Source organism: Auritidibacter sp. NML100628, assembly GCF_003185985.1.
In the GTDB taxonomy this organism is placed as follows: Bacteria; Actinomycetota; Actinomycetes; order Actinomycetales; family Micrococcaceae; genus Auritidibacter; species Auritidibacter ignavus.
The window spans coordinates 113251-138431 of the sequence record NZ_QHLP01000001.1 but is presented as its reverse complement, the minus strand read 5'-3'; the positions used below and the strand labels follow the sequence as shown (position 1 = coordinate 138431).

At 59.9% G+C, this 25181-nt stretch carries 21 protein-coding genes and 1 tRNA gene; 9 read left to right on the top strand and 13 right to left on the bottom strand.

Translation table 11 applies throughout. The annotated features are described in order from the left end of the window. Window positions 1–7 precede the first annotated feature (7 nt). Window positions 8–1015 (bottom strand): 1,4-dihydroxy-2-naphthoyl-CoA synthase, encoded by a 1008-nt coding sequence (locus tag DCC24_RS00690; protein ID WP_110097987.1) that lies wholly within the window; start codon window positions 1013–1015, stop codon window positions 8–10. Between the two features lie 99 nt (window positions 1016–1114). On the opposite strand from DCC24_RS00690, the gene DCC24_RS00685 reads away from it, so the two are divergent. Beyond that, a complete protein-coding gene (locus DCC24_RS00685) occupies window positions 1115–1816 on the top strand; it encodes a tyrosine-protein phosphatase (RefSeq protein ID WP_110097986.1) in 702 nt (233 codons plus the stop codon). Here the strand turns inward: DCC24_RS00685 and DCC24_RS00680 are convergent. The 5 genes from DCC24_RS00680 to DCC24_RS00660 form a co-directional block, all read right to left on the bottom strand. After that, complete coding sequence (locus DCC24_RS00680; RefSeq protein WP_110097985.1) at window positions 1813–3171, bottom strand: MFS transporter; 1359 nt, start codon at window positions 3169–3171, stop codon at window positions 1813–1815. The two genes, DCC24_RS00685 and DCC24_RS00680, sit on opposite strands and share 4 nt — an antisense overlap. Window positions 3172–3326: 155 nt before the next feature. After that, entirely contained in the window at window positions 3327–4286 is a 960-nt protein-coding gene (locus DCC24_RS00675; RefSeq protein WP_110097984.1) for a diaminopimelate dehydrogenase, read from the bottom strand. 168 nt (window positions 4287–4454) lie between these two features. Further along, a complete protein-coding gene (locus DCC24_RS00670; RefSeq protein ID WP_110097983.1) occupies window positions 4455–6656 on the bottom strand; it encodes a S9 family peptidase in 2202 nt (733 codons plus the stop codon). 40 nt (window positions 6657–6696) lie between these two features. Further along, entirely contained in the window at window positions 6697–8220 is a 1524-nt protein-coding gene (locus tag DCC24_RS00665) for an NCS2 family permease (protein ID WP_110097982.1), read from the bottom strand. Between the two features lie 41 nt (window positions 8221–8261). Then, complete coding sequence (locus tag DCC24_RS00660) at window positions 8262–9434, bottom strand: phosphatase PAP2 family protein (RefSeq protein ID WP_110097981.1); 1173 nt, start codon at window positions 9432–9434, stop codon at window positions 8262–8264. Between the two features lie 52 nt (window positions 9435–9486). On the opposite strand from DCC24_RS00660, the gene DCC24_RS00655 reads away from it, so the two are divergent. Together DCC24_RS00655 and menD are read left to right on the top strand one after the other, a co-directional pair. Further along, window positions 9487–10602, top strand: coding sequence for an o-succinylbenzoate synthase (locus DCC24_RS00655; protein ID WP_110097980.1), 1116 nt, complete (start codon window positions 9487–9489; stop codon window positions 10600–10602). Window positions 10603–10621: 19 nt separating this feature from the next. After that, the gene (menD, locus tag DCC24_RS00650) at window positions 10622–12379 is read left to right on the top strand and encodes a 2-succinyl-5-enolpyruvyl-6-hydroxy-3-cyclohexene-1-carboxylic-acid synthase (protein ID WP_233491929.1); all 1758 of its coding nucleotides are present in this window, start codon (window positions 10622–10624) and stop codon (window positions 12377–12379) included. Here menD and DCC24_RS00645 read toward each other — a convergent pair. After that, window positions 12366–13769, bottom strand: a complete 1404-nt coding sequence (locus tag DCC24_RS00645) for an isochorismate synthase MenF (protein ID WP_110097978.1) — start codon at window positions 13767–13769, stop codon at window positions 12366–12368. The genes menD and DCC24_RS00645 overlap by 14 nt on opposite strands. A gap of 190 nt (window positions 13770–13959) precedes the next feature. On the opposite strand from DCC24_RS00645, the gene DCC24_RS00640 reads away from it, so the two are divergent. Continuing rightward, on the top strand, window positions 13960–15012 hold the full coding sequence (locus tag DCC24_RS00640; RefSeq protein WP_110097977.1) for a polyprenyl synthetase family protein: 1053 nt from the start codon (window positions 13960–13962) through the stop codon (window positions 15010–15012). A 9-nt stretch (window positions 15013–15021) separates the two neighbouring features. On the opposite strand, the gene DCC24_RS00635 is transcribed toward DCC24_RS00640, so the two are convergent. From DCC24_RS00635 to DCC24_RS00625, 3 genes are all read right to left on the bottom strand, one after another. Further along, a complete protein-coding gene (locus DCC24_RS00635; RefSeq protein WP_110097976.1) occupies window positions 15022–16803 on the bottom strand; it encodes an HNH endonuclease signature motif containing protein in 1782 nt (593 codons plus the stop codon). Between the two features lie 173 nt (window positions 16804–16976). Continuing rightward, a complete protein-coding gene (locus tag DCC24_RS00630; protein WP_110097975.1) occupies window positions 16977–17495 on the bottom strand; it encodes an HIT family protein in 519 nt (172 codons plus the stop codon). Further along, window positions 17488–18012, bottom strand: a complete 525-nt coding sequence (locus DCC24_RS00625; RefSeq protein ID WP_110097974.1) for a hypothetical protein — start codon at window positions 18010–18012, stop codon at window positions 17488–17490. Before DCC24_RS00625 ends, DCC24_RS00630 begins: the two co-directional genes overlap by 8 nt. Window positions 18013–18271: 259 nt before the next feature. Here DCC24_RS00625 and DCC24_RS00620 point away from each other — a divergent pair, with 259 nt between their 5' ends. Continuing rightward, a complete protein-coding gene (locus tag DCC24_RS00620; protein WP_110097973.1) occupies window positions 18272–19723 on the top strand; it encodes an FAD-dependent oxidoreductase in 1452 nt (483 codons plus the stop codon). 97 nt (window positions 19724–19820) lie between these two features. After that, on the top strand, window positions 19821–20717 hold the full coding sequence (htpX, locus tag DCC24_RS00615) for a zinc metalloprotease HtpX (protein ID WP_110097972.1): 897 nt from the start codon (window positions 19821–19823) through the stop codon (window positions 20715–20717). A 35-nt stretch (window positions 20718–20752) separates the two neighbouring features. Here the strand turns inward: htpX and DCC24_RS00610 are convergent, their stop codons facing one another. After that, window positions 20753–21259 (bottom strand): hypothetical protein, encoded by a 507-nt coding sequence (locus DCC24_RS00610; RefSeq protein ID WP_110097971.1) that lies wholly within the window; start codon window positions 21257–21259, stop codon window positions 20753–20755. A 52-nt stretch (window positions 21260–21311) separates the two neighbouring features. Continuing rightward, window positions 21312–21800 carry a YajQ family cyclic di-GMP-binding protein gene (locus tag DCC24_RS00605; RefSeq protein WP_110097970.1) on the bottom strand — a complete coding sequence of 163 codons (489 nt, stop codon included), beginning with the start codon at window positions 21798–21800 and terminating at the stop codon, window positions 21312–21314. A 140-nt stretch (window positions 21801–21940) separates the two neighbouring features. Here DCC24_RS00605 and DCC24_RS00600 point away from each other — a divergent pair. Together DCC24_RS00600 and trxA are read left to right on the top strand one after the other, a co-directional pair. Next, window positions 21941–22025: transfer RNA gene (locus DCC24_RS00600), tRNA-Tyr, on the top strand. A gap of 132 nt (window positions 22026–22157) precedes the next feature. Then, window positions 22158–22517: a thioredoxin gene (trxA, locus tag DCC24_RS00595; RefSeq protein WP_110097969.1), complete on the top strand. Its 360-nt coding sequence runs from the start codon at window positions 22158–22160 to the stop codon at window positions 22515–22517. Here the strand turns inward: trxA and DCC24_RS00590 are convergent. After that, complete coding sequence (locus DCC24_RS00590) at window positions 22514–23500, bottom strand: DNA-3-methyladenine glycosylase (RefSeq protein ID WP_110098185.1); 987 nt, start codon at window positions 23498–23500, stop codon at window positions 22514–22516. The genes trxA and DCC24_RS00590 overlap by 4 nt on opposite strands. Before the next feature lie 150 nt (window positions 23501–23650). Here DCC24_RS00590 and DCC24_RS00585 point away from each other — a divergent pair, with 150 nt between their 5' ends. After that, window positions 23651–25168 carry a pyridoxal-phosphate dependent enzyme gene (locus tag DCC24_RS00585; RefSeq protein WP_110097968.1) on the top strand — a complete coding sequence of 506 codons (1518 nt, stop codon included), beginning with the start codon at window positions 23651–23653 and terminating at the stop codon, window positions 25166–25168. Window positions 25169–25181 lie beyond the last annotated feature (13 nt).

Below are 25181 nucleotides of genomic sequence, written 5' to 3'. Positions count from 1 at the left end.
GACGGGATTAGAAATAGCGAGGGAACGCCGACCAGTCCGGGTCCCGTTTTTGCAGAAAGGCGTTCTTGCCTTCGACCGCTTCATCGGTCATATAGGCTAGGCGGGTTGCCTCGCCGGCGAAGACCTGCTGGCCCGCCATCCCATCGTCGGCCAGGTTGAAGGCGAATTTCAGCATGCGAATGGCTTGCGGAGACTGAGCATTGATATCGGCGGCATACTGGAGTGCCACGTCTTCGAGTTTCTCGTGCGGGACCGCTTCATTGACCGCACCGGCGTCAACCATATCTTGGGCAGAATACTCACGCGCGGTAAAGAAAATTTCTCGGGCCTTCTTCTGGCCCACCATCCGGGCGAGCAGGGCTGAGCCGTAGCCGGCGTCAAAAGAGCCCACGGTCGCATCGGTCTGCTTGAACTTTCCGTGCTCGGCCGAGGCCAATGTCAGATCAGCGACAACGTGCAATGAATGGCCACCACCGGCTGCCCAGCCATTGACCAGGGCGATGACCGGTTTGGGGGTGGTGCGGATCAGGCGTTGGACTTCCAGGATGTGCAGGCGTCCGGCACGGGCGGGGTCGATCGTTTCAGCGGTATCCCCGCGGGCATAGTGGTAGCCATCCCGGCCACGGATCCGCTGGTCGCCACCGGAACAGAAACTGTGGCCACCATCCTTGGGCGAGGGGCCGTTACCGGTCAGCAGGATGCACCCCACGTCTGAGGACATCCGGGCGTGGTCCAGGGCCCGGTAGAGCTCGTCGACGGTGCCGGGACGGAAAGCATTGCGTACCTCGGGACGGTTGAAGGCGATGCGCACGGTCGGCAGATCGCCCACCCAGTCCCCGTTGTCATCGCGGAGCACCTGGCGGTGGTAGGTCAGGTCGGTGAAATCACATCCTGGCACCACCCGCCACTGGCTCGGGTCGAAAATATCTGAGACCTTCTCAGGAACGGAGGTATCGGCCGGTTGGGGCCGGGCAGGGTAAGGCTGTGCAGAGTGCGTGGGCGAAGACTCGGTCATGGAACCCAGTCTAGTCATCATGGTCGCTGGTTAGACTGGTGAGCACAGCAACAGCCAGTAACTACTTCACGGTGTCGAGACCTCAACAGAGAGCACATCATGACTACATACTCGTTGCAACGACTGGATTGGGATGGAGCGGTCAATGCCTGGCAGATTCGTCCAGGGTTCTTCCGGATGGGACGGGCTGAAGCGCTGACTTCTCGTGGCTGGGACCAGATGGTCGATGCCGGCGTGGGGACGGTGGTTGATCTGCGTAATACTCCCGAGATGCGCAGACGGTCCACCGATCCGGTAGCTGGGCAGCGTCCCGCAGCGCTCACTCGGGTCAACACGCCTGTCCACGAGCTGCAGCGCGAGGAGTTTTGGGCCCGGTATGACCCCTACCCGCGGGACCCGAGTAGCTACCAGGACATCATCGAGACCTTCCCGGATATGGTTGCCACCGCGGTGGAGGCGGTGCTGGCTCCGCTGGAGCGTGGGGAATCGGTGGTGGTGCACTGCTCGGCAGGTCGCGACCGGACCGGGTTGGTGGTTACCCTCGCCCTGCAATCCGGCCGCGTTCCCGGCGGTGGTACGACCCTGCACGAGCTTCTCGCCGTGCACGAGGCCGCCTTACGTGGCATCAACGACCACCACTTGCACTCGGCGGTTCCGCATCCGGTCGAGCGTGGGCTCACCGGTGAGGAGTTTGAGCGCGACCTAGCTTTTCGTGCCAGGGCTCTGGAAAAGTTTGTGCGACAATGGACACCGCGCCGGGTTGCGGAGTTCTTGGACCTCGCCGAGCAGGACCGCACCTAGTTCTCCAGCTTGCGTCCGGTGGTTTCCGGTGCCAGGACGAACATGACGATCACGGCCACCACCACGGTGCCGGCTCCCACCAGGAAGCTTCCCGGCAGACGCAGGACCGGGACCAGCGCGGTGATAAAAATGAGCGGTCCAACACCGGCGGAAATACGGGAGATGGTTGAAGCCCAACCGAAACCAGAGGCCCGTAGCTCGGTGGGGTAGATCTCGGAGGCATAGGCATACATGACTGGGATCGCGACCTGAATGACCATTCCGTAGGTCAAGATCACCGGTAGTACCGCGGAGGGGATGTCCAAGACCATCGCCAGTAGCACCAAGAGTAGCGAGCCGATGATCGCCGAGATGGCCAGCAGCGGTCGACGACCGGTTCTTTCGATCAAGTATGTGGCAATCAGTGCGCCCACCAGACCGAAGGCGGCCATACCGCCGGTGGTGATAAAGGCCTGGGACTCGATGTACCCGGCCTCGATGAGGAAGGTCGGCAACCACTGCAAGGAAACGTAGTAGACGAACATGATGGTCAAGAACAGCAACCAGATCGACAGAGTGATTTTCCACGAGTACGCCCAAACACGACGGAGCTGGTCGAAAATCGCCCCCGAGGACATCGTGGGAACATCCGTCATGGTTTCCAGCTGATAGGGTTTCGGTTCGGCCCCGGTGGCCTCGACCAGCCGGTCAATGACGCGGCGAGCCTTGTCGTGTTGGTTAGTGCGAATCAGATACATCGGTGATTCCGGGACCCAAAGCCGCACGAAGATCAGCAGTATGGCTGGCAGTACCATGACCAGCATGGTCGGTCGCCAGTCAGCAAAAATCCCCACGAGCCAGGCGGAGACGAACCCAGCCAGCGCGGCACCGATCGGCCACCACGCGTCCATGGCCGCCAGTACTCGGCCACGTTGTCGACGTGGCGTGAATTCTCCGACCAGGGCGTAGTCGACCGGAATCGCGCCCCCGAGCCCGAACCCGGCAATGAATCGCAGAATCGCGAAGGTGACGATATCGGTAGCAAACACTCCGGCAATGGTGAACAGTGCGAAAGTTGCAATGGTGGCGGTAAAGGCGGCTTTGCGCCCGATGCGGTCAGCGATGGTGGACCAGACAAAGGCACCGACGGCCATGCCCAACAGGTTAGCGGTGCCGATCCAGGCAGCTTGACCTGGCTCGAGATTCCATTCCTCGGAGAGCAGCGGGATTAGCACACCGTTGAGTGAGACGTCCCAGGCGTCAAACATGAATCCCAGACCGCCGATCAGGAAGATTCGTCCCTGAACGTTCCATTTCCAGGGCAGATTCTGGACGACATCGCTACCGGTGAGAGTGTGTGGTGATGAGTGAGCCATGCCATGATGCTAGGACAGTGCGTCGCCGATTGCATGCCCAGGCCCTGAATGAGTCGTCAGCTGAGGACTGCGGACGTAACACCCGTCGCGTCGGTGGAGCAGGGACCGATGCTACGCCCGTTGGTCACACGGTGGCTACTACCTGAGGCGAGCGTTTAGACCTCGCGGGCCAGCAACGTGTCGTGGTCCTGGGTAGACAGCAGGTACAGGGGAATCTCCAGCACCGAACGTGCGCCAGTTTCACCGGCTTCGGCCAGCCGTGATGCGGCACGAGCGAAGGCCACCATGGCAGCGGCAGTGAAATCCGGGTTGGACTCGAGCTCGAGCGTGAACTCCACGCTTTGCTGGGAACCGCCCAGATCGCCGGTGGTGATCACATGACCGCCGTGTGGCATGCCGAGGTGGTCACGTTCGAATTCTTCCTCAGAGATGAAGTTCACGGTGGTCTGGTATGGGGCGAAGTAAGCCGGCATGTTCACAATCTCTTCGCGAATCCGGTCGTGATCGGTCTCATCGGCGACGATGTAGCACATCCGAGCGTGAGCCTCGGTGGAGACAATGTCCTCGCCTTCACCGGCGCGAGCCTCGGCGATGGCATCTTCGCGGGGCACGGTGTATTGCACCCCGCGCTTGACCCCTTCCACCCGGCGCACCGCATCAGAATGACCCTGCGACAGTCCCTTACCCCAGAACGTATTCTGCACCGGCTGAGGGAATAGTGCCTGGCCGAGCACGCGGTTCATCGAGAAGAGGCCCGGGTCCCACCCAGTGGAGATGATCGACACGTGGCCGGAGCTTTCAGCGGCTGCGTTCATCTTCTGATAGTGCTCGGGGACCTTCGAGTGGTTGTCGTAGGTGTCCACGGTGGTGAAGTGCTCGGCGAATCCAGTAGCTTGTTCCGGGATATCGGTGGCTGAACCCAGGCAGAGCAGGAGCACATCAACCCGGTCGGCATACTGGGCGGCATCGGCGACGGGGTAGACAGGAGTCTGCGTGTCAAGATTGTCCCGACGAGAGAAGATGCCGAAGAGCTCGAAGTCCTCGGTAGCCTTGATGAGTTTTTCAGCGGAACGGCCCAGGTTGCCGTATCCAACAATGGCAGCGGTGATGGTCATGAGTACTCCTTGATCTGGTGCTTTTCACGGTTCTCTGGCCTGACACCCTGCTGATGCCGGGCCGGCTAGAATACACCCCAAGCCTAACAGCAATTGCTCGTGTCTAATAGGAGTGGATACTATGTCTTTGCTGTAGATGTGCTGATAGTGCGTACCTGGCGATTTTTCTTACCTCCGCCGTTCGGTGGCGTTCAAGGCGGTGAGCAGAAACGCGTACTCCCAGGCCTGGTCTTCCCACATGCGATAGCGTCCGGAGGCTCCGCCGTGTCCGCCATCCATTTCAATCTTGAGTAACACCGGCGATCCGCCGGCCTCCACAGGGGCGTCGTGGCGGCTGGTGACGGTTTGGCGCAGTTGCTGGACCCACTTGGCCGGTTCCACATACAGCACCCGGGTATCGTGCAGTGAGGTCACCGCAGCGATGGCCGGATAGTCCACGGGCCGAACATTGGTATAGGGCGTATAAGAGGCCATATAGTCATAGGCCTCGGCATCCTGTAGGGGATTTCCCCACTCATCCCATTCCAAGGTGGTCAACGGCAAATCCGGGTCCAGCATCGAGGTGAGCACGTCCACGAAGGGCACATCGGCCAAGATGGCCCGGTAGAGCTCGGGAGCGAGATTGGCGACCGCACCCATCAGCAGTCCACCGGCTGAGCCACCCATGGCTGCAATCCGGTCGGGGTCGACCCACCCGGAGGAGGCGACAAATCGGGTGGCATCGACGAAATCGGTGAAACTATTTTTCTTATGTAGCTTCTTGCCGTGCTCGTACCAGGGACGTCCCAGTTCCCCGCCGCCGCGGACGTGGATGACCACGAAGACCACGCCACGGTCCAGCAACGACAGTCGGGACGGGGCAAAGAATGGATCCATGGAGATCTCGTAGGAGCCGTAACCATACAGCAGAGCGGGATTGCTACCGTCCCAGGCCACATCACGGTGACGGATGATCGAAAGTGGAATGGCCACGGACTCTTCGGGGCGGGACGTGGGCGCCCACCAGCGTTCCACCAGATAGGCGCTCGGGTCGTAGTCGGGGACCTCTTGGCGGCGTCGCACTGACAACTCGCGGGTGGTGGGGTCATAGTCCAGGACGTGAACCGGGGTGACCCAGGAACTGTAGCTCAGCCGGACCAGCGGTGATTGGTAGGGAGCCGAGACCAACTCACAGCTAAAAAGCTCTTCGGGAAACTGCGGTTCCACGGCCGGCTGTTGATTTTCGGTGCCTAACCCCTCCAGCGGGATCACCATGGTGCGCGGGGTGGTCTCCACCCGGGCGGAGACGATCGCGTGAGTGCGGTTGACGTCGACCTCATCAATCTTGGTCGCGGTCGAGTGCGGCATCACGGTTCGCCAGGTCTCGGGTTCGGTGACGGTCTGCGCGGCCACCATCGAGACCGTGTTGTTCGGAAGCGGTGTGCCATCCAGTGGGTTCCGGTCATGAACAATGAGGTAGAAGCGCTGATCGTCGATGACGACCGGGGTGAGCGTGTGCAAACTGTTCAGCTGGCGACTGACGGCCAGCTGCGGGGCGGGAATACTCGGGTCGGTCTCCGACAGTGCAAGCACTCGGGTCTCGGAGATCTCTGAGGTCCCAGAGGAGATGATCAGCTCGGTGCGGTCGGCTGAGAGGCTGAACCCGGTCCAGTACATCTGGTCGGGTTCCTGATAGATCAGCTGGTCCGCACTGCTCGAGGCGCCCAGCCGGTGGACCATGACCCGGTTGGGGCGCCAGGAATCATCGGGCAAACAGTAGAAGACCTGCTGGCCGGTGCGGTCGAAGCTCAGGCCGGCGAAGACACCGGTGAGATCCTCCTGGTGGTCCTCACCGGTGGTTAGATCACGGACCAGCAACCGGTAGAGCTCATTGCCGGTGGTGTCGACCAGATAGGCCAGCGTGTTGCCGTCGGGGGAGACGCTCATCCCACCCAGCGAAAAGAACGGATGGCCCTCGGCGGCTTCATTGACGTCAAGAATTACCTGTTCACCGGACAGGGGCTGGTCACGTTCCACCACCGGCGGGGTCCAATCGGCTACCAGATCACCGGTGTTCTCGGCTGCTACCCGGCAGTGAATGGGGTACTGACTACCTTCGCGCGTGCGGACAAAATACCACCAGTCATCCCGGCGTATTGGCACCGAAAGATCTGTTTCGATGGTGTGGGATTTGATCTCGGCGAAAATCTGCTCCCGCAACGGTTGTTGATCGGCAGTGAGCTGTTCGGTGTAGGAGTTCTCCTCCCGCAAATGGTGCAACACCTCGGGATTATCGGCATCACGTAACCACTCGTAGTGGTCCGTGAGGGTCCGGCCGTGGTGAGTGACCGTGTGGGGACGTTTGGCTGCGAGGGGTGGATTAAAGCTCATAGCCCCATGCTACGCAACCGAATGGACCGAGTCTGGTGGGCTAGTTCAGCCCTAATAATCCGCGGAAGACGCCCATACCGAAGAAGAGTACGAAAGCCACCGCGACCACCCACATCAGCGGGTGGACTTCTTTGATGCGTCCTTGACCGGTGCGGATGACCGCGTAGGCAATCATGCCGGCCCCGATGCCGTTGGCGATCGAGTAGGTGAAGGGCATCAGGATGAACGTCAAGAAGGCCGGGATAGCAGCACCCCAGTCGGAGAAATCAATATTGGTGACCTGGGTGACCATCATGAAACCGACCACCACCAAGGCGGGGGCGACGGCTTCGAAGGGCACCAGGTAGATCAGTGGGGAGAGGAACATCGCCAGGATGAACAGCAAGCCGGTAACCACTGACGCGAAACCGGTGCGGGCCCCTTCACCGATGCCGGTGCCCGATTCGACGAAGATCTGGTTGGAGGAACCGGAGCCAGCACCACCGGCGGTGACCGCAATGGCATCGGCCATCAGTACCCGGTTCAGATGCGGAATATTGCCCTGGGCGTCCACGTTGCCAGCCTCCCGGGCCAGACCGGTGGAGGTGCCCATGGCATCGAAGAACACCGACAGTAGGATCGCGAAGACCAGCAAGGTGGCCATCACCGCGCCCACGGAATCGGCGGTAAAGGCACCGAAGGAGATCTTGCCTAGCAGGCTCAGATCCGGTGCGGTCCATTCCGGTACTGAGGGGGCCACCAGCGACCAACCGACCGGGTTGACGTTACCATCATCATCCACGGCGGGGCCGATCTGGAAGATGGCTTCGAAAATATTGGCCAGCACCGTTCCGGCGACAATGCCGATCAAGATCGCTCCGGGGACCTTGCGAATGACCAGTAGCGCGGTGATGACCAGTCCAATCACGAAGACCAGCACCGGCCAGCCCTCGAGTTCTCCGCCGGTTCCGAGACCAACCGGCACGGTCGTACCGGCCTCATCGGGTAGACGGCGCACGAAACCGGCGTTGACGAGCCCGATCAGGGAAATGAACAGGCCGATTCCGACCACGATGGCGGTTTTCAAAGAGTCCGGAATTGCACGGAAGACCGCTTCACGGAAACCGGTAGCAACCAGGATGATCATCACCAGGCCCGCGACCACAATGAGGCCCATGGCCTGGGGCCAGGTCAGTTCCGGGGTGGTCGCCACGGTAATGGCGATAAATGCGTTGATTCCCAGTCCCGCCGCCAGCGCGAAGGGGTGTTTGGCCCACAAGCCCATCAGGATGGTGCTCAGCCCGGCCAACAGGGCAGTCACGGCAGCAACGCGAGGAATGCCAAGCACCTCCCCGGCGGCATCTTCCCCGGAGAGTACCAAGGGATTGAGCACCACAATGTAGCTCATCGCCAAAAAGGTGGCGATCCCGCCTCGAACTTCGCGTCCGAGCGTGGAACCACGTTCGGTGATTTTGAAGTAGCGATCGAGAGCGTTGCGAGGACGGGCATCGGCGACCGAATTGACGGTCACGAGATGGTCGGAATCGATCTTGGCAGAGCCGTGTTCAGAGCTGTTGTTGGCCATGCCGATTATGTTATAGCGCTCAGCCTTCAGCAGAAAATTGTTTATCGACTTCCGCGCTGGCCGGTCTCAGCGCGGAAGAACGTGGAGAGCACTCCGTAGATCACAAAGCAGGACCCGGCAATAAACAGTGCGCCATAAGCCAGGTACCACATGCTGGCCAAGGACTTGGGGTTGAACTGTTCGGGGACCATATTCAGTCCGGTGGCAATCGCCACGGTGGCCGCGGCTCCCAGGAGCACCATGATCCCCAGAGTCCACAGCAAAGCGTTCCACCCCAGATCGCGGGGGCGGCCCCGAGCTGAGAAAGCATTCCACTGCGGTTCGACACGGAAAATGATCGCTCCGCCGATCAGCCCCCAAATGCCCGAGACCAGCAAGGCCGCGACCATATCGGCGGGACGGTGCCAGGCCTCGAGGAAGGTGGCTACTCCCACCGCCGAGACAAAAACCGCGCCTAAGAACGCCACCAGTGACCGCCAGCGTGGTGCCACCACCAAAAAGATCGCAATCACCGCAGCGGCAGCGAAGGTGGTGTGTCCCGAGGGCATGGAATTGCCGGTGTAGTAGGGCACGCCATTGGCGAGATCGGGACGGGTCAGCACGACATTCTTGAGCACTTGTGTGCTGATGTTGGCCCCGGCAAATACCACTACCGCGATCAGTGACGCCAGCCAGCGCCGGCGGAATAAGGTGATCACCACAAACGTCAGCACCGCCAAGACTGCGACCACGGTGGGCAACTCGCTCAGCACCATCTGGGAGTAGCTGTGCAAGGACTGCAGGTTCTGCGTGGCCGAGTTAATGGCGGCCTGTTCGATGATTTGGCCGGTATGTGAGGTCACGAAGAAGGTATAGATGCCCCACAGCGCCAGTGCCATCACCAGCGCCCAAAGGGCCCAGAGTCCCAGACGGGAGGCCGGCTGGATGGCCATCGGAGCGTGCCCCGGCTGGTGTTGAGGGTGGCGTTCGCGTCGGCGTGAGCCAGCCGATTCATCCGAGACATGGGAGACGAGGCCGGGCTCGGATAGCCTGTCTGGTGAGGCAGGGGAGGAGGCGGCGTTCGGATGTAGCTCATCCACCTGAAAAATGTCGGTTTCCCCGTATGGGTTATATGTTTTCTTCGGATCAAAGGGCACCTGTTTTTCGGCGGAGATCGGTTCAGATTCGGGGCCCTGTTCCGGGTCGTGCTGGGATGATCGATGCCGAAAGTTCACAGCGCCATTATCCCGTACCTATCTGGGAATTGACGCAATTACACTGGAGAGGATGAAGACTGTCGGTGATCACACACCTTGGAGCGATGACCGGTTACCCGATTTGATCTCACCGGTGGGGCTGGTTTCGCGGGAGGAACTGCACCGTGTGGCAGTGGCGGTTGGGCTTCCGATGCGGACCCGTTTCCGCGGGCTGACGGTGCGGGAAGCGATGCTGATCAAAGGGCCACTAGGGTGGGCAGAATTTTCACCCTTCGCCGAATACGGGCCTGTGGAATCCTCGCGCTGGCTGTCGGCCACTCTGGAAGCTGGCTGGCTGGGTTTTCCCACGCCGCGGCGTAGCACGGTGTTGGTCAATGCCACCGTGCCAGCTATTGCCGCCGAGCAGGTTGAGACTGTGTTGCGTGGTTTCACGACCGACGGTGATCTATCGAGCCTTTCGGCGGTGAAGATTAAGATCGCCGAAAAACTCCCGGCCGATCCGGCCCAGCTCGATCGACACATACACGGTGTGCAGGCCGACTACGAGCGGGTGATGCGGGTCCGGGAGTTGTTGCCCGAAGCACAGATCAAGGTTGATGCGAACCAGGCGCTGACCGTCGACGAGGCGGTCCACCTATTGGGCGTCCTGCAACAGGCCGGGCTGGAATATGCCGAACAGCCGGTGCCCGGTCTGACCGCCATGGCAGAATTACGTTCCCGGCTGGCTCGAAATGGTATCGACCTACCCCTGGCCGCCGATGAGTCGATCCGCAAAGCCGAAGATCCCTTCGCCGTCGTTGTCGCCGAAGCTGCCGACATCGCGGTGGTCAAAGTCCAGCCACTGGGCGGGATTCGTCGCGCGCTGGCGGTCGTCGAGGCCACCGGTCTGCAGGCCGTGGTCTCCTCGGCACTGGATACCTCCGTGGGAATGAGCGCTGGGCTGGCCCTGGCCGGGGCGTTGCCCGAACTGCACTATGCATGCGGTCTGGGGACGGTGGCGTTGTTCTCCGAGGACGTCTGTTCGCCTCGGCTCATCCCCGAGCACGGAGAGCTTACCGTTCCGGCGTCTCATTCCGAGGTGCCTGAGCCTGACCCAGACAAGCTGGCTCGCTTTCGTCTCCCAGAAGACCGCCAACAGGTATGGCACCAGCGCTTGGAGGAGGCCTATTCCGTGCTGGCAGGTTGATCGGTCTACCATGGTGAGCATGGACTCCATGCTGACCGCGCGCACCATTGTTGGTACTTTGCAACAGGCGGGTGTTCGTCACGTCGTGATCGGGCCCGGCTCTCGTTCGGCCCCAATGGTTTATGCCTTGGCCGAGGCCTCCCATCTGGAAGGGTTCAAGCTCTACGTTCGCGTTGATGAACGGGCAGCAGCTCATACTGCCTTGGGGCTCAGCCTTGGTTCTGGTGCCCCGGCAGCGGTCCTGACCACCTCTGGGACGGCGGTTGGCAACCTGATGCCGGCGGTGATGGAAGCCGCCCACGCCGACGTGGCACTTATTGCTCTGACTGCAGATCGTCCCGCCGAACTGCAGGGAACCGGGGCAAACCAGACCACCGATCAGCGCAATATTTTCGGTGTCCATGCCCGCGCGAGCGTGACGATCGACTCCGAAGACTACGATCCCGCCAGCCTGCGAGCCACCGTGAAGGCCATGGTATCCCTGAGTACCGGGACCGCCTCGGAACCGGCCGGACCGGTCCATCTAAACCTCAGGTTCCGTGAGCCGCTGGTCCCGAGCCCGGATAGCCTTGCCCCGACCGATTTCGCGACCGGACCACTGCCACTGGTTCACCGGATTGCCGACGAACAATGGGATCCCAGAGACCACGACCCCGGTCGGGCTCTGATACGGCAACATACGCTGGATGTTTCCGAGCTACCCGAACACCACAGTGTGGTCATCGCCGGGCATACAGCCGGCCCCGTTGCCGCCGAATTTGCTCACGCACTCGGACTGCCGCTGTTCGCCGAGCCCAGCTCAAATGCCCGCTACGGACGTAATGCGGTCGCCGGCTACCCGCTCCTGCTGGGCACCAGCTCCGGTCAGGACGCTCACCCGCTGGCCGAACATATTTCTCACGCCGTCATCTTCGGGCGCCCCACCCTGTCGCGACAAATTGCCGCGCTATTGAAACGGCCCGATGTGAAAGCTGCCATGTATTTGCCCCGCCCGGTCGGATGGTTCCACCGCTCCCGCCGGCGGGAAACCATGATTAAAGAGCTCCCCCAGCTGGCACGCTTCGCCGGCCAAGGAGCACCCGGATGGTTGGCCGCCTGGCAAGCGGCTTCCAACCACGCCCAAGCTCGAATTGAATCAGCGTTGGAACAGGTTGCCGAGGACCGGCACCGCGAATGGTCCGCACTGACCGCCATGCGGGCAGCCCAAGTCGTGGCCGCCACCGCCCGCGGAAACCTTGTGATCGGATCCTCCTCGGTGATCCGCGATATCGACATCGCCTGGCGACCGCCGTTCACCCCGCACTCCACCATTTACGCCAATCGGGGGCTGGCCGGAATCGACGGGACTCTTTCGGTGGCCTCAGGAATTGCTTTGGCCACCGATCTTCGCACGGTGGTGTTGTGCGGAGACTTGACCTTCCTCTATGACTCCCTGGCTCTCGGGTCGTTAGAAACCGAGCCGGATCTGGACATCGTCGTCATCAACGACACCGGTGGGGCCATCTTCGCCGGTCTGGAACACGGCCAGGTGGCCCAGTATCCCGGGATGTCCCCGGTTGTCGAACGTTTCTTTGGGACGCCGCACGGCACCGACATTTCCGCGCTATCTCAAGCCTTTGACATCGACTACCAGCTGGTCAACAACGAGTTTCAGCTGATGGCGTTGCTGGCAGAACCCACCACGGGACGTCGCGTGATCGAGGTCCGTTCCGATCGCGAGCTGCGTCCCAGCACCCGGAAGGCAGTCCAGGAAGCGGTACGGGCTAGTTTTGTGTAGGTCTCGATGTGCTGTCTCGAAGCTTGACACCCAGAGCCTGCAACATAGGTTCTAGCTTTGCGGTCGTCTCCTCTAATTCCTGATCGGGAACCGATCCAGGCACAATCCCGCCACCGGCAAAGAGTCGCATGGTTTGGGCGGTTTCTTGCACCCCGCCACGAAGTGCAATACCGAACTCACCGTCTCCGGTGGCATCACACCAGCCCACCGGCCCGGCATAGCGCCCGCGATCGAGACCGTGAGCACGGTATTCCAGATCATGGATGACTTCGCGGGCCTCAGCGGTCGGGACACCATTGACAGCCGCGGTGGGATGAAAGATCTCGACCAGGTCCAGTACCGAGGTGTTTTCCGTCATCGTCGCGCTGATATCAGTGGCCAGATGCCATACATTGGGTAACTCGAGAATGTAGGGCGTGGTATCGGCCTGCACTGTCTCAGCCAGTGGGCGGAGCCGACCTAACAGGGACTCCACAGCAGCCTGGTGCTCAAATCGCTGTTTACGATCCTCCAAAAGCTCCCGGCCCACATCGACCGGTTCGGTTGACGTCTGAGCCAGGGACTCGACCTGTTGTCGGGACAGCGTTCCAGCCAGGACCCGTGCGGTCATCCGTCCATGGGTCCGGCCCACCAGTAATTCGGGGGTAGCGCCTACCAGCCCATCGATCAGATAGGTCCACGCTTGCGGATAATTTTGAGCCAGTGCGGAGGCAGTCGTGGGTAGGCGGAAGCCCTCAGACCGCGAGACCACCACCAGGTCCCGACTTAATACCACCTTGTCCAGGTTCGTGGTCTCAAGGTGGTCCAGGGCCCGGCCCACAGCGGTCCGGAACGTTCCGCGGCTGATACGTGACGCCGAGACGGTCTCGGCGTCACGGGTTGCCGACCAGCCCTCGGGCGTCTGTATCGGCAGGTGGGCTGTGCCCTGTAGCTCACGCCACCGGGCACGGAGTTGCTCTATCGATAGGCTGAATTGTGAGCCTTGATTCAGACGTGAATCTGAGTCATCAAGTTGCCACACCAGTGTGCTTGTTCCAGGCGTATGAATCAACAGGACCTCTGGAACGAGTGCAACGGTGTCGGTGGCCGAGCGGGCATCGAAGGTGGCAGAAATCATCGCCCGCGGGGGGATCATCCCCAACGATAAGCCCGGGGTACGGGGGACTGGGTAGTGGGTACCAGGTGCCGGGGTGTGTGCTTGCTGAGACCACCACGACGCTAAACTCTGAAACCGTTGCGCATCATTGGTGTGGTGCTGGGCGGTGATGCCCCACCCGACGGTGCCGTAGCCCTCACGCACCCAAGCGGCCGAAACATCCGTGGCTAATAAGGCAGACAGATCAGAGGAAAACTCGGCGGGGTCGATCGCAACAGACAGAGTATAAAGCATGGCATCTTTCAAGATACCGGATTCTATGCACCGGTAATCAGCTCACGGTCTGGACGGTGATCGACCATCCCCGGAGGTGTTCGTCACATCGGGTCCGAGGATGTCCGGAGTATACTCCAGACAGAACCGTTCGCGACATGTGGACTGACCAAGTGCCAACAATCTCAACGCATGGGATAGGGTTGAACGAGTGACCGAACCATCCATTGCTTCATTACCGGCAGGCTTCTCGGTACTAGACGACTACCCTGACCTGGTGGCGGTGCTCGTCGAGTCTCTCAGCGCCATTGAAGAGGAACTTGCCGAGGCGTTGCGCAATGCAGATGAGCTCGCTGAAGCAACCACCCGACACCTGCTCGATGCGGGCGGAAAACGGTTACGTCCCCTGCTGGCGGTGCTGGCCAGCATGTTGGCCGATCCCGGAGTTGCCAACGGTCAAGTTCGTGCCCCGTCAGAGAACATTCGAAGTGCCGCGGTGGCGTTGGAGCTGACCCATTTAGCGACGCTTTATCACGATGATGTGATGGATGAAGCCGATATGCGTCGTGGGGTGCCGGCAGCACATAAGCAGTGGAATAACTCTTTGGCCATTTTGGCCGGTGACCTGATCTTTGCCCGCGCGTCGATGCGAATGTCGCAGATGAGTGCGGAAGTAATCCGGGTCCATGCCCAAACCTTTGAAAGTTTGGTCATGGGCCAGATGTGGGAGACTGTCGGACCGCGCGCAGACCAAGATCGGTTGGATCATTACCTGGCGGTGATTGATGGTAAGACCGCTTCTCTGATTGCTACCACCGCGCACATTGGCGCGTTGCTCGGCGGGTGCTCGTCCGAGGTCGTGGCCATGATGCGCAACTACGGTCATAACGTTGGCATGGCATTCCAGCTGGCCGATGACATTATTGATCTGGTTTCTCCAGGTGAGAAATCAGGAAAGGTCCCCGGCACTGATCTGAAAGAACGCGTCCCGACTTTGCCGACCCTGCTGCTGCGTCAGGTAGCTGCGGAGGGTGATCAGTCGGCACAGCAAGCTGTGGCTTTGATTGATGGCCCGCTGGACACCCAAGAACAGGTTAACCAGGCCTTGGAAGCCATCGCCACGCACCCGGTGCTTGAGCGGGCGTGGGAACTGACCCGGGTCTGGGAGCGTAAGGCTTTGGAATCTATCGAAAACCTCGACGACTCTCCGATTAAACAAGCCCTGATTGCTTTTGCCCACTACGTCGTGGAGCGCCAAAACTAGCCTGGAAGGCTAGTGTTTCCAATAGCGATTTCGCTGCGGGGTGGAGTCCGGATTTACCCACGGGGCTGGAATAAACCACGCGCCGTGGTGATCGAGCGCGACGAATCGCCACGTGCCGTGATGGAGATCGGCGTGGTGGGCTGCGCAGACCAGAATGGCATTATCCACCGCGGTTGAACCCCCGTGACTCCACGGCTGACAATGATGGATTTGGCACCATAGGGCCGGGATCGTGCACCCCGGAACGGTACACCCTCGATCTCGAGCAACCACGGCCTGATACTGCTTGAGCGAAAACTGACGCCGAGCCCGCCCGATATCTAAAACCTCCGAACGACCACCGAACACCACGGGAATGAGTTCTGCCTCACAACTGGCGATCCGCAGTTCCGCTGCAGATAGTGGCCCCAGGAACTGGCCCTGGCTTACGCGTTGTTCCGCCATGACAGTAGGCACCCTGTGTGGTGCGTTGTGATGGTTGCGGTAGGTGGCCAGTAGCGACTGGTAATCCATCAGGGTCAAAATTCTGGTTGAGCTACCCCGGTGGCGGGGGAGGCCGTTGGTTTCGGCGTTGAGCCCGACAGCTGCCAAGAGTGCTGCTACCACCACATCCAAGGTCCGTCGGGTGCGTTTGCGTGTATCGAACCACGTATGGTGATGCGCAGTCAGGGTGTTGCCGTGGCGGTCCTCGACCATAACCGTGTTTGGATCCAAAGTTGGGAACGCAACGCGCAATGCGGTGCGGATGGGGTGGGGAATGGAATCTGGTTGTTCGGGGAATTCCAGGCGTTGCTGAATACCGCCCCCGGTAGCGTGAGCGAATTGATTAGCTGCAGCGTCTAGTGTCAGCAACAGTTCGGCGCCCAGCCCGAAAACGGTGCCACCAAAATCAACGCCACGGTCGGATCGTTTGGTAACCCAAAGGCGTTGTTCCGTCCGGGGAGATAGCACTTCGGCAGGTTCTGGCCCGTCCTGATCGATCGTGGATGCTATGGTGTGCAACCATCGCCGGCACATCCTAGCGAAGACGGCGGGGTTCACGGTTTGTGCGGATTCCACCAGTTCTGGTTCGACCGCCTCGATCACCCGGTGTACCAGTTCCGGATCAGTGGCTGTCTGCTGGCCGTATGTCCGCACGTCGTAAATCAGCCGCACCAGCCGATCAACGTTGGCTGTGGGTACCCGACCGGCGTGAAAAGATCGCGCCAAGAGCGGAAGGACAGGAGCAGAAGGGGGTCGTCCTAATCGGGCCGGGCTCGGTTCGAGCAGATCCGCTCGCCGAGAACGTTTTGAGGCCTCGGCTCCGGCAACACCGAGTGTTTGGCTGAGATACCGTCGGACCTGAGTTATCCCTGTCTGCTGTTCTGGTATGCCAAGTAGTCTCTGGCGATCGACACTAGTTTCTAAGGCGTGCTGGGTCACCTGCGTGAGTCCGGTCTTGATGGCGTCGCAAAGATACGAGATCTTCTCCAGCCGATGGTGCATCTCTGGCAACGCATTGTCCAGATCTTTCGGTGGGGTGATAACTCGTGACTGCACCGGATCATCGGCTACCCGTTCCGCGCTCGCCCACAGGGTGTTCCAATCTGTGGCCGGTTCCGTTCCGAAGTGCGCCAGTTGTGCCGAGACGCTGGGGTTTTTCGCTTGTTCTGAGGCCAGCAAGACGAGGTGCTCGATGGTGGTTAGTAACTCGCCCAGACTGACACTCGGGGCCCCCTCGGTGTCGACAAACCAACTTTTCCAATCTGGCCCCTGGCTTTGGTTAGCCTGGAAATTCTGCGTTTTTGCCATGACACACCGCCTGGTCGTGGTCGAGGATCTGGTCAACGTGCGAGGCGTGACCCGTTTGTTGCACCCAGACTAGAACCGCCTCTGGCATCGGGAGGACTCGCTCAGGAGCAACTGTGGATAAGGACAACGCTGTCCACAGGTGGCTGTCAGCCGGTGACGCCAGGGAGCACGAGTCAGGAGCAGGCCAGGTTCAACCGGGTGGCCGAGGCATTGAGATGCGGGCGTAGGCCCTCGGCGATGCGCTGGCGGTCAGCTACTTCGACCGGCTGACGGAGCTGACGATACAGGCTGTCGTCGGAGTAGCGCGGGAAAATGTGGAGGTGGTAGTGCCAGACATGTTGGTTGCCGGCCGGCTCATTATGCTGTCGCGTGGAGATGCCCTCAGGATTCCAAGCACGCTTCATCGCCAGGGCGACCTCACGGGCCATCAGGGCAATGCGGGTCAGCACCCGGTCCGGGAGGACATACAGTGATTCGTAATGTTCGGCCGGGGAAATCATGACGTGTCCTTTATGTGGGCCGAAACCGTCAACGGCAACAAAGACGATCAGATCATCGTCTTGATAGACGACATCGGAGGCTTCACACCGGTTATTGGGATCAGCCACGTCTCCGGAGACCAAACCGCAAAACGGGCAGACGTAACCCTCTGGGGCATGGGAGGTGAGGGGAACATCGTGGAAATCAGGCATGGTCCTCGGCATCTTCGTCGGGATCACTCAGGGCCCAGGTGATGACGTCAGTAACGACTTCTGAGATCGTGCCATCTTCACAGAGCCAGTCACCTTCACCATCTGGTGTGTCTGCACCGACGGTACGTCGCCAGAGCAACGGGTCGGGCAGTGGTAACTGATCGACGGGGATCCCCCAGGCTGCAGATTCTTCCTCATCTTCGAGAAATACCAGGTGGTCATCGACGATGAAAAACTCATCCGGGTCGAAAAAGAAATGGGTCGTTTCCAGTAGCTCCGGACAGGACCCTAAACACAGATAGAACTCAACGAGAGAAATCGGTAGGTCGTTGACGCTGAGAACCGGCTCATGTGCGTCGCGCAGTTCGGCGGAGATCGGTCCAGCAGCCAGCCGTTCGGCCAGTGTCTGCAACGGCATCCCGTCGGCAGGCGACCAGGCTCGCCCTAACAGATTGTGGGGTAGCTGTTGGTAAAGCTCGGTGAAGACCCCGGTGCTCGTGGAAGATTCATCGGCCATGCCCTTTAGTCTAATCATCTGCGTCATGTGTGTAAGGGCCCACTGGCCTGATCCGGTCCGTTGTGAATCCACCCACACGGGTGTTCGCCCTGGGCCAGTGTGGCGGATTTAGCGTCGGGGTAGCGTTCGGAAATCGGTAGAGTGAGCTCATGACTTGGGGTGTACCCGCCGAGCTGGGCACGGGGCGTGCGTCGTAATGCTCACCGGTGAGTCAGCCGACCGCATGCTCTCATAGTGAGCTGGCTACACCCCGTGGCAGATGGGTGAGACGACTCAAACTGAAGGATGGCTTGTGACTGCTAGTGATAACCGACCGTTGCGCGTAGCGATTATCGGCGGAGGGCCAGCTGGAATTTACACGGCGGATCTGCTGACTAAGGCAGAACGAGATTTCGAGGTCAGCATCGATATTTTCGACCGCTATCCGGCCCCATTTGGTCTAATCCGTTATGGAGTGGCTCCTGATCACCCGCGTATTAAGGGCATTATTAAAGCCCTCTACCGGGTGATGGACCGTGGCGATATTCGTTTCTTTGGGCACGTTGACTATGGCACTGACCTCACATTGGCCGACCTGCACCGCTACTACGACGCGGTAGTCTTCTCGACCGGTGCGGTACACGATGCAACGTTGAACATTGCTGGTGCTGAGTTGGAGGGCTCTTTCGGAGCTGCGGAATTTGTCAACTGGTATGACGCCCACCCGCATACACCTCACGAGTGGGATCTGTCTGCAGAATCTATTGCAGTGATTGGCAACGGCAACGTGGCCCTGGATATCTCTCGTGTATTGGCGAAATCCGCCGATGAAATGCTGACGACAGAGATCCCAGACTACGTCTACCAGGGCCTGAAAAACTCCCGGGCGAAAGACATCCATATCTTCGGTCGTCGTGGTCCGGCCCAGATGAAGTTCACGCCTTTGGAATTGCGTGAATTAGCGCACTCGCCCAATGTGGACATCGTGCTCTACCCGGACGACTTTGAATTCGATGAAGCCTCAGAACAGGTTGCGCAGAGCAATAACCAGATCAAGAACATGGTGGGAACGCTCAGCAACTGGATGTTGGAGCAAGAAGAGCGTGAGGAATCCGGAGAAGACACCGGGGCAACTCGTCGATTGCACCTGCACTTCTTACAAGCACCGCAGAGAATTCTGTCGGATGAGTCCGGCACGCATGTCGCCGGAATTCGAATGCAACGCATGGAACTGACCGGAGACGGCAACGTACAGGGCACCGGGGAGTTCATCGACTATCCGGTGCAGGCCGTCTACCGGGCCATCGGCTACTTCGGTTCCCCGTTGGTTGGGGTGCGGTTCAACGACAAAACCGGCACGATTGTTCACCGCGAGGGTCGGGTGCTGGATGAGAAGGACCAGCCGGTGGTCGGGCTCTATACCTCTGGATGGATTAAACGCGGTCCCGTCGGGCTGATTGGTCATACTAAAGGCGATGCCCTGGAGACCATCGGGCACATCATCGAAGACGAACCGCACCTTTATACCGCCGAGCAACCGGATGAACACGCCATTATTGACCTGTTGGAGTCTCGTGGAATCCGCTACACCGACTGGGAAGGATGGCACCGGCTGGATGCGCACGAGGTGAAACTGGGAGAAGAGTTCTCGCAGACCGCAGGGATTAGTCGGGAACGGGTTAAAGTCTTCTCCAATGAGGAGATGGTCTCGATCTCCCGTCAACACAAATAACTGCTCTCACCAGCACGGAAGATCAGTTACCACTCAGGATGGGCGCCTAAGCTGGGCATAATATTAATGTTAACGCGGTCTACACAGGGGGTCACCGGTGCATAGTCACAACAACCGCTTGAAAACCTTTGTGCTGTTCATGGTCTTGGTCGTGATCCTGCTGGCAATCGGCTGGCTGATTGCACTGGCAACCGGGAGAATGATATGGATCGGAGTCTTTGGTGCCATGTCGTTGATTTCGATCGCGATCTCTTACTGGAATTCCGATAAGATCGCGCTGAAATCGATGCACGCCTACTCGGTGTCGCCACAAGACCAACCCGAGATGTATCGAATCGTGGAAGAATTGTCGCAACGGGCCCAGCAGCCCATGCCTCGGCTTTATGTCTCGCCGACCTCATCTCCCAATGCTTTTGCGACCGGACGGAACCCGCAGAACGCCGCGGTGTGCTGTACTGAAGGGATCTTGCACACGCTCAATGCCCGAGAACTCCGTGGAGTGTTAGGGCACGAGCTGATGCACGTCTACAACCGCGACATCCTCACCAGCTCGATCGCTGCGGCCATGGCCTCGCTGATTACCTCGGTGTCTCACATGTTGCTGTTCGTCGGGGCCGGTCGTGGCGGTCGGGATAACGGCGGTAATCCCTTGGCAATCATCGGGCTCATCCTGACGATGATCTTGGCGCCTTTGGCGGCCAGTCTGGTCCAATTGGCCATCTCCCGGTCGCGCGAATACGATGCGGACCAGGATGGAGCCAGCCTGACCGAAGATCCCCTCGCTCTGGCCTCGGCGCTGTACAAGCTCCAGCACGGTGTCCAGGCCGCACCACTGCCCCAAGAAGACAATAAGTTGGTCAGCTCAGCTCACATGATGATCGCTAACCCCTTCGGTGGTCAAAGCGCCAGAGCCTGGTTCTCCACGCACCCGCCGATGGAAGATCGGGTGCAACGTCTCGAAGGAATGGCGCGGTCTTTGGGGCAGCTCGATTAGTTGACTAACTAGCCGAAACACAGCCTCTCTCGTCGTTAGTCATGGTTACTGGGCTCCGGATAGGTTTCCACCGGACGCTGAGTAACCGCGATCCAGTGCTGTTGTAGCTCGTCTTTGATGGGTTCAGCCACGAATTCTTGTTTGGCTGCCACCGCAGCCTTCAGAGTGGCCTCACGGGTGGAATCAGCGCGCTCATCGATCTCGGCCTGGTGGCGGCGAGCCTGTTCGTAAGCAGGCTGGTTTCCCGTCCGGCGCACCGAGGCCAACTCGTCCTGTAGAGCACGTTGTTGTGCGCGGGCATCCTCGAGGACATCGGCGGAAATGAAGGTCTTGACGAAGCCCTCGTCGACAATCAGCCCGCGACCGGTCTTAATACCGCGACGGAGCGCGGCGGGCAGAACCTCCGAAGGTTGGTAATCGTCCGTGGTTTCCCACTCGAGCGTGTCCAAGCTACGGTTTTCGACATTGCGACGCACCAATGCCCGGCCGACGGTCATATCGACATAACGTACCGGGTGATGGGGTTCCACGAGCAACAGCATGATTCTCCTTGCGTGATCGTCTCTCAGGCTTTGTCACACTAGCGTTGAGCGGTTAACGGAAATTGACGAATTGCAGATCGGCATCTTCGAAGTCTTTGAGCAAAGCAATGGTGGCCTGAAGATCGTCGCGGGATTTCGAGGTCGCCCGCAACTCATCACCCTGGATCTGTGTTTTGACAGACTTGGGTCCCTGATCGCGAATGAGCTTAGAAATCTTCTTCGCCGTCGCCTGGTCGATGCCCTCTTTAATGGTGGCGGTGATCCGGTACTCTTTACCTGAGGCAAAGGGCTCGGAAGACTCAAGAGACTTCAGTGAAATACCGCGACGGACCAACTTGGACTGGAACACATCCAGCACAGCCTTGACGCGATCCTCTGAGGCAGCGTGCATGGTGATCACCTGATCATTGTGTTCAATCGAGGCAGCCGCATCCTTGAAATCGTAGCGTTGTGCGATCTCTTTGGTCGCTTGATTCAGCGCATTCGCGACCTCCTGCGGATCGACTTTGGACACGATGTCGAAGGTGGCATCCTTAGCCATAACGGTCTCCTCTGAACCATGGTGGGGACATGCTGTCACGGTGATGGTGAACATCACGGTGACTCTAGCTTAGTAAGATTAGGGTTTTTTTCGCATCTGCGGTAGGGTGGGTTGTCGTTCGCGAGAAACGCGGACCTTGCGGCAGGTTACCCAAGCGGCCAACGGGGGCTGACTGTAAATCAGCTGGCATTGCCTTCGGGGGTTCGAATCCCTCACCTGCCACCATCCAGACACATACGATGTTTTTTCCGCGTGGTATCCGGTGTCATTGCGGTCTGTGGGCGTAGGTTGTCCACAGGTTTCAGGCCTAGAGCTGAGCCTGGCCAACCAGATATCCCGATCCTTTAGGCTGGGACCATGGCAACTATTGATCTGACTGAATCCACGTTTGAGCAGACCGTTACCGACAATGACATTGTGTTGATCGATTTCTGGGCTGAGTGGTGCGGGCCGTGCAAGATGTTTGGCCCGATCTATGACAAGGTCTCGGAAAACCACCCCGATATCGTTTTCGGCAAGGTCGACACCGACGCCGAACAGGGGCTGGCTGCCGCGGCCAATATTTCCTCGATCCCAACCCTGATGGCCTTGCGCGACCGGACCCTGGTCTTCGCTCAGCCCGGCGCTATGCCGGCAGAACAGCTTGAGGATCTGATTTCGAAGGTTCGGGATCTGGATATGGACCAGGTGCGGGCCACTCAGAACCAGGACTCCTAAAAACCTCGAAAATCCATGGGCGCAAGCTTCGGCCCGAAACGCGAAAAACGCAGCCCTGAGAGGTGAATTAAACGCACCACACGGTGCCGGTGGCCGGCGAAAGGTGCTAAGAGTTCCAGCATCTGGTGGTCATCCACTCTGCGCCCGATGAGTGCTTCGCCGACGTGGTGAGCCAGATGATAGTCCCCAACCGAGACCAGATCAGCGGCCCCATGAGTCCGTTGCAACGTCTCGGCGACAGTCCAGGGGCCGATACCAGGTAGGGCGGTCAGCCGGGACGCAAGTTCGTCGATACTCACTGTCTGGCCCAGCGTGGCGAGTGTGTCGGCTCGGGAAGCAACCACAGTCATCGTCCGTGCCAGCGGCGGTTGCACACCACCCCGGTGCCATGACCAACTCGGTATCTGCCATACACGCGATGCGCTGGGCGGAACCATTAGCCGTGGTGCGCCTGTCAGGGGCACCTGCGGAGCAGGCGTCCCATAAGAACGCACCAACCATCGCCAGCTCGCCCGGGCCTGATCGTGGGTGACTTTCTGTTCTAGCACCACCCGAAATAGCTCGCCCACCAGATCGGATGTCGCCGGCAGTCGCAGTCCAGGATGCTCATGGTGGGCTCGGATGACCGCAGACGGCAACAGTCCACGCCAAGCATCAGCCTGTAGCGCCTGCGCGAACTCCGCCCACCCCTGTAGCGCCGACTCGTCGACTCCTAACAACTGTGGCACACCAGCGAGGACCTGCTCGAGGACCTCCGGCGCGGAGCCGAACGCATGGGCGGTTACCGTGGTCGGCTGTGTGGTACTGGCCGGAGGCTGGATCCATAACACGGTGGGACTGTTGGGGCACAGAGCCGTCCAGAAACCGTCCTTGCGTAGCTGAGTGGTCGGATCGCCCGTGCCACGTTGCAGGGGTTTCAGCGTATGCGCCAAGGAAATTGCTGCCTCGGTCGTGAAGCTACGCACACGATGGGTTACTGTCATGGGGTTCTTGTGGAGTTTCGAGTCAAAGATGTCGTTTCGTTCCGAAGTCGCTGACACCCCGGGGGCGAACGCGGTACCGTGGTGGCTATGACTGAACCGGACCATACCACCGAACAGCACACCAGTCAGCCTGATCATGAGTCATTACAAATGCGCTACGCCCAGAACGTGCTCGACCTCATTGGCTCAACCCCGCTGGTGAAGCTCAACTCGGTGGCGAAAGACGTTCAACCAACCATTCTGGCCAAACTCGAATACCTCAACCCCGGCGGCTCGGTCAAAGACCGCATCGCGCTGAAGATGATCGAGCGAGCCGAAAGCGAGGGAAAGCTGGCCCCGGGCGGAACCGTGGTGGAACCTACGTCAGGTAATACCGGTGTGGGATTGGCCCTGGTGGCTCAACAAAAAGGCTATCGGTCGGTTTTTGTCACTCCCGATAAGGTCGGAGCTGAAAAACGCGACGTCTTGAAGGCTTACGGTGCCGATGTGATGGTCTCCCAGAGCGCGGTCGCGCCCGACTCGGAAGAGTCTTACTACGGGATCGCGAACCGCCTGGAGGAAAGTATTCCCGGGGCTTATCAGCCCAACCAATTTTTCAACCCGGCTGCTCCCGAATCCCACTATGAAACCACTGGGCCGGAAATTTGGAAAGACACTGCCGGGGCAATTAGCCATCTGGTTGTCTCGGCAGGCACCGGTGGGACCATGACCGGTACGGGACGTTATCTGAAGGATGTCTCCGCGCAGCGTCAGGGTGGCCCGGTCAAGATCGTGGTCGCTGACCCGGACGGGTCGGTATACTCCGGTGGCGCCGGCCGGCCCTACTACGTAGAAGGTGTGGGCGAAGATATGTGGCCGGACAACTACGACCCGGACCTTCCCGATGCAGTGTATGCCATCACCGACGCCGAAGCCTTCGCGATGACGCGACGGCTGGCTGCCGAAGAAGGGCTCCTAGTGGGCGGATCATCCGGTATGGCCGTGGTGGCAGCGCTACGGGAAGCCGAGAAGCTCTCCGCCGATGACGTGTTGGTGGTGATCCTGCCCGATTCCGGCCGTGGTTATCTGGGCAAAATCTTCTCCGATACGTGGATGAGCACTCGTGGGTTCTCCACCGGCGAGCGAACTCCCGTTATTCCCGATCGCCTGGGAACAGCCTACCGGGACGGCCTCGCCCCGCATGCCGACAACCCCAAGGACCGAGCCTCCGATACTGCCGATAGTACCGCCGCTGAGCAACAGCTGGACGAGACCACGGTGGCCGAGCTCTTGGACGATAAACACTCCTGGTTGCCGGGATCACTGCCCGAGGTCGTCACCGCCCGCACCGAAACCACAGTCGGTGAGGCCATCTCCATCATGAACCGGTACGGCATTGACACGCTGCCGGTGGTGAGTGCCTCAACCGCCGACATTCGGGTCAATGAAGTGCGCGGGATGATCACGACCGCAACCTTAATGGACGGGTTGGCTCAGGGACGGTTCACTCCGGCCGACCCGGTCGGCACTGTCAAGCTGGATCAACCGGTATTACTCGGGGCTCGGTCCTCACTGAGCGATGCCCACCTCGCGCTGGCAACCACCTCGGCAGTGATCGCCACACGAGACGGCCTCGCGGTTGGAATTATGACCCACCACGACCTGTTAATGTTCTTGAGCCCCCGCTAAGACGGGCGAATAC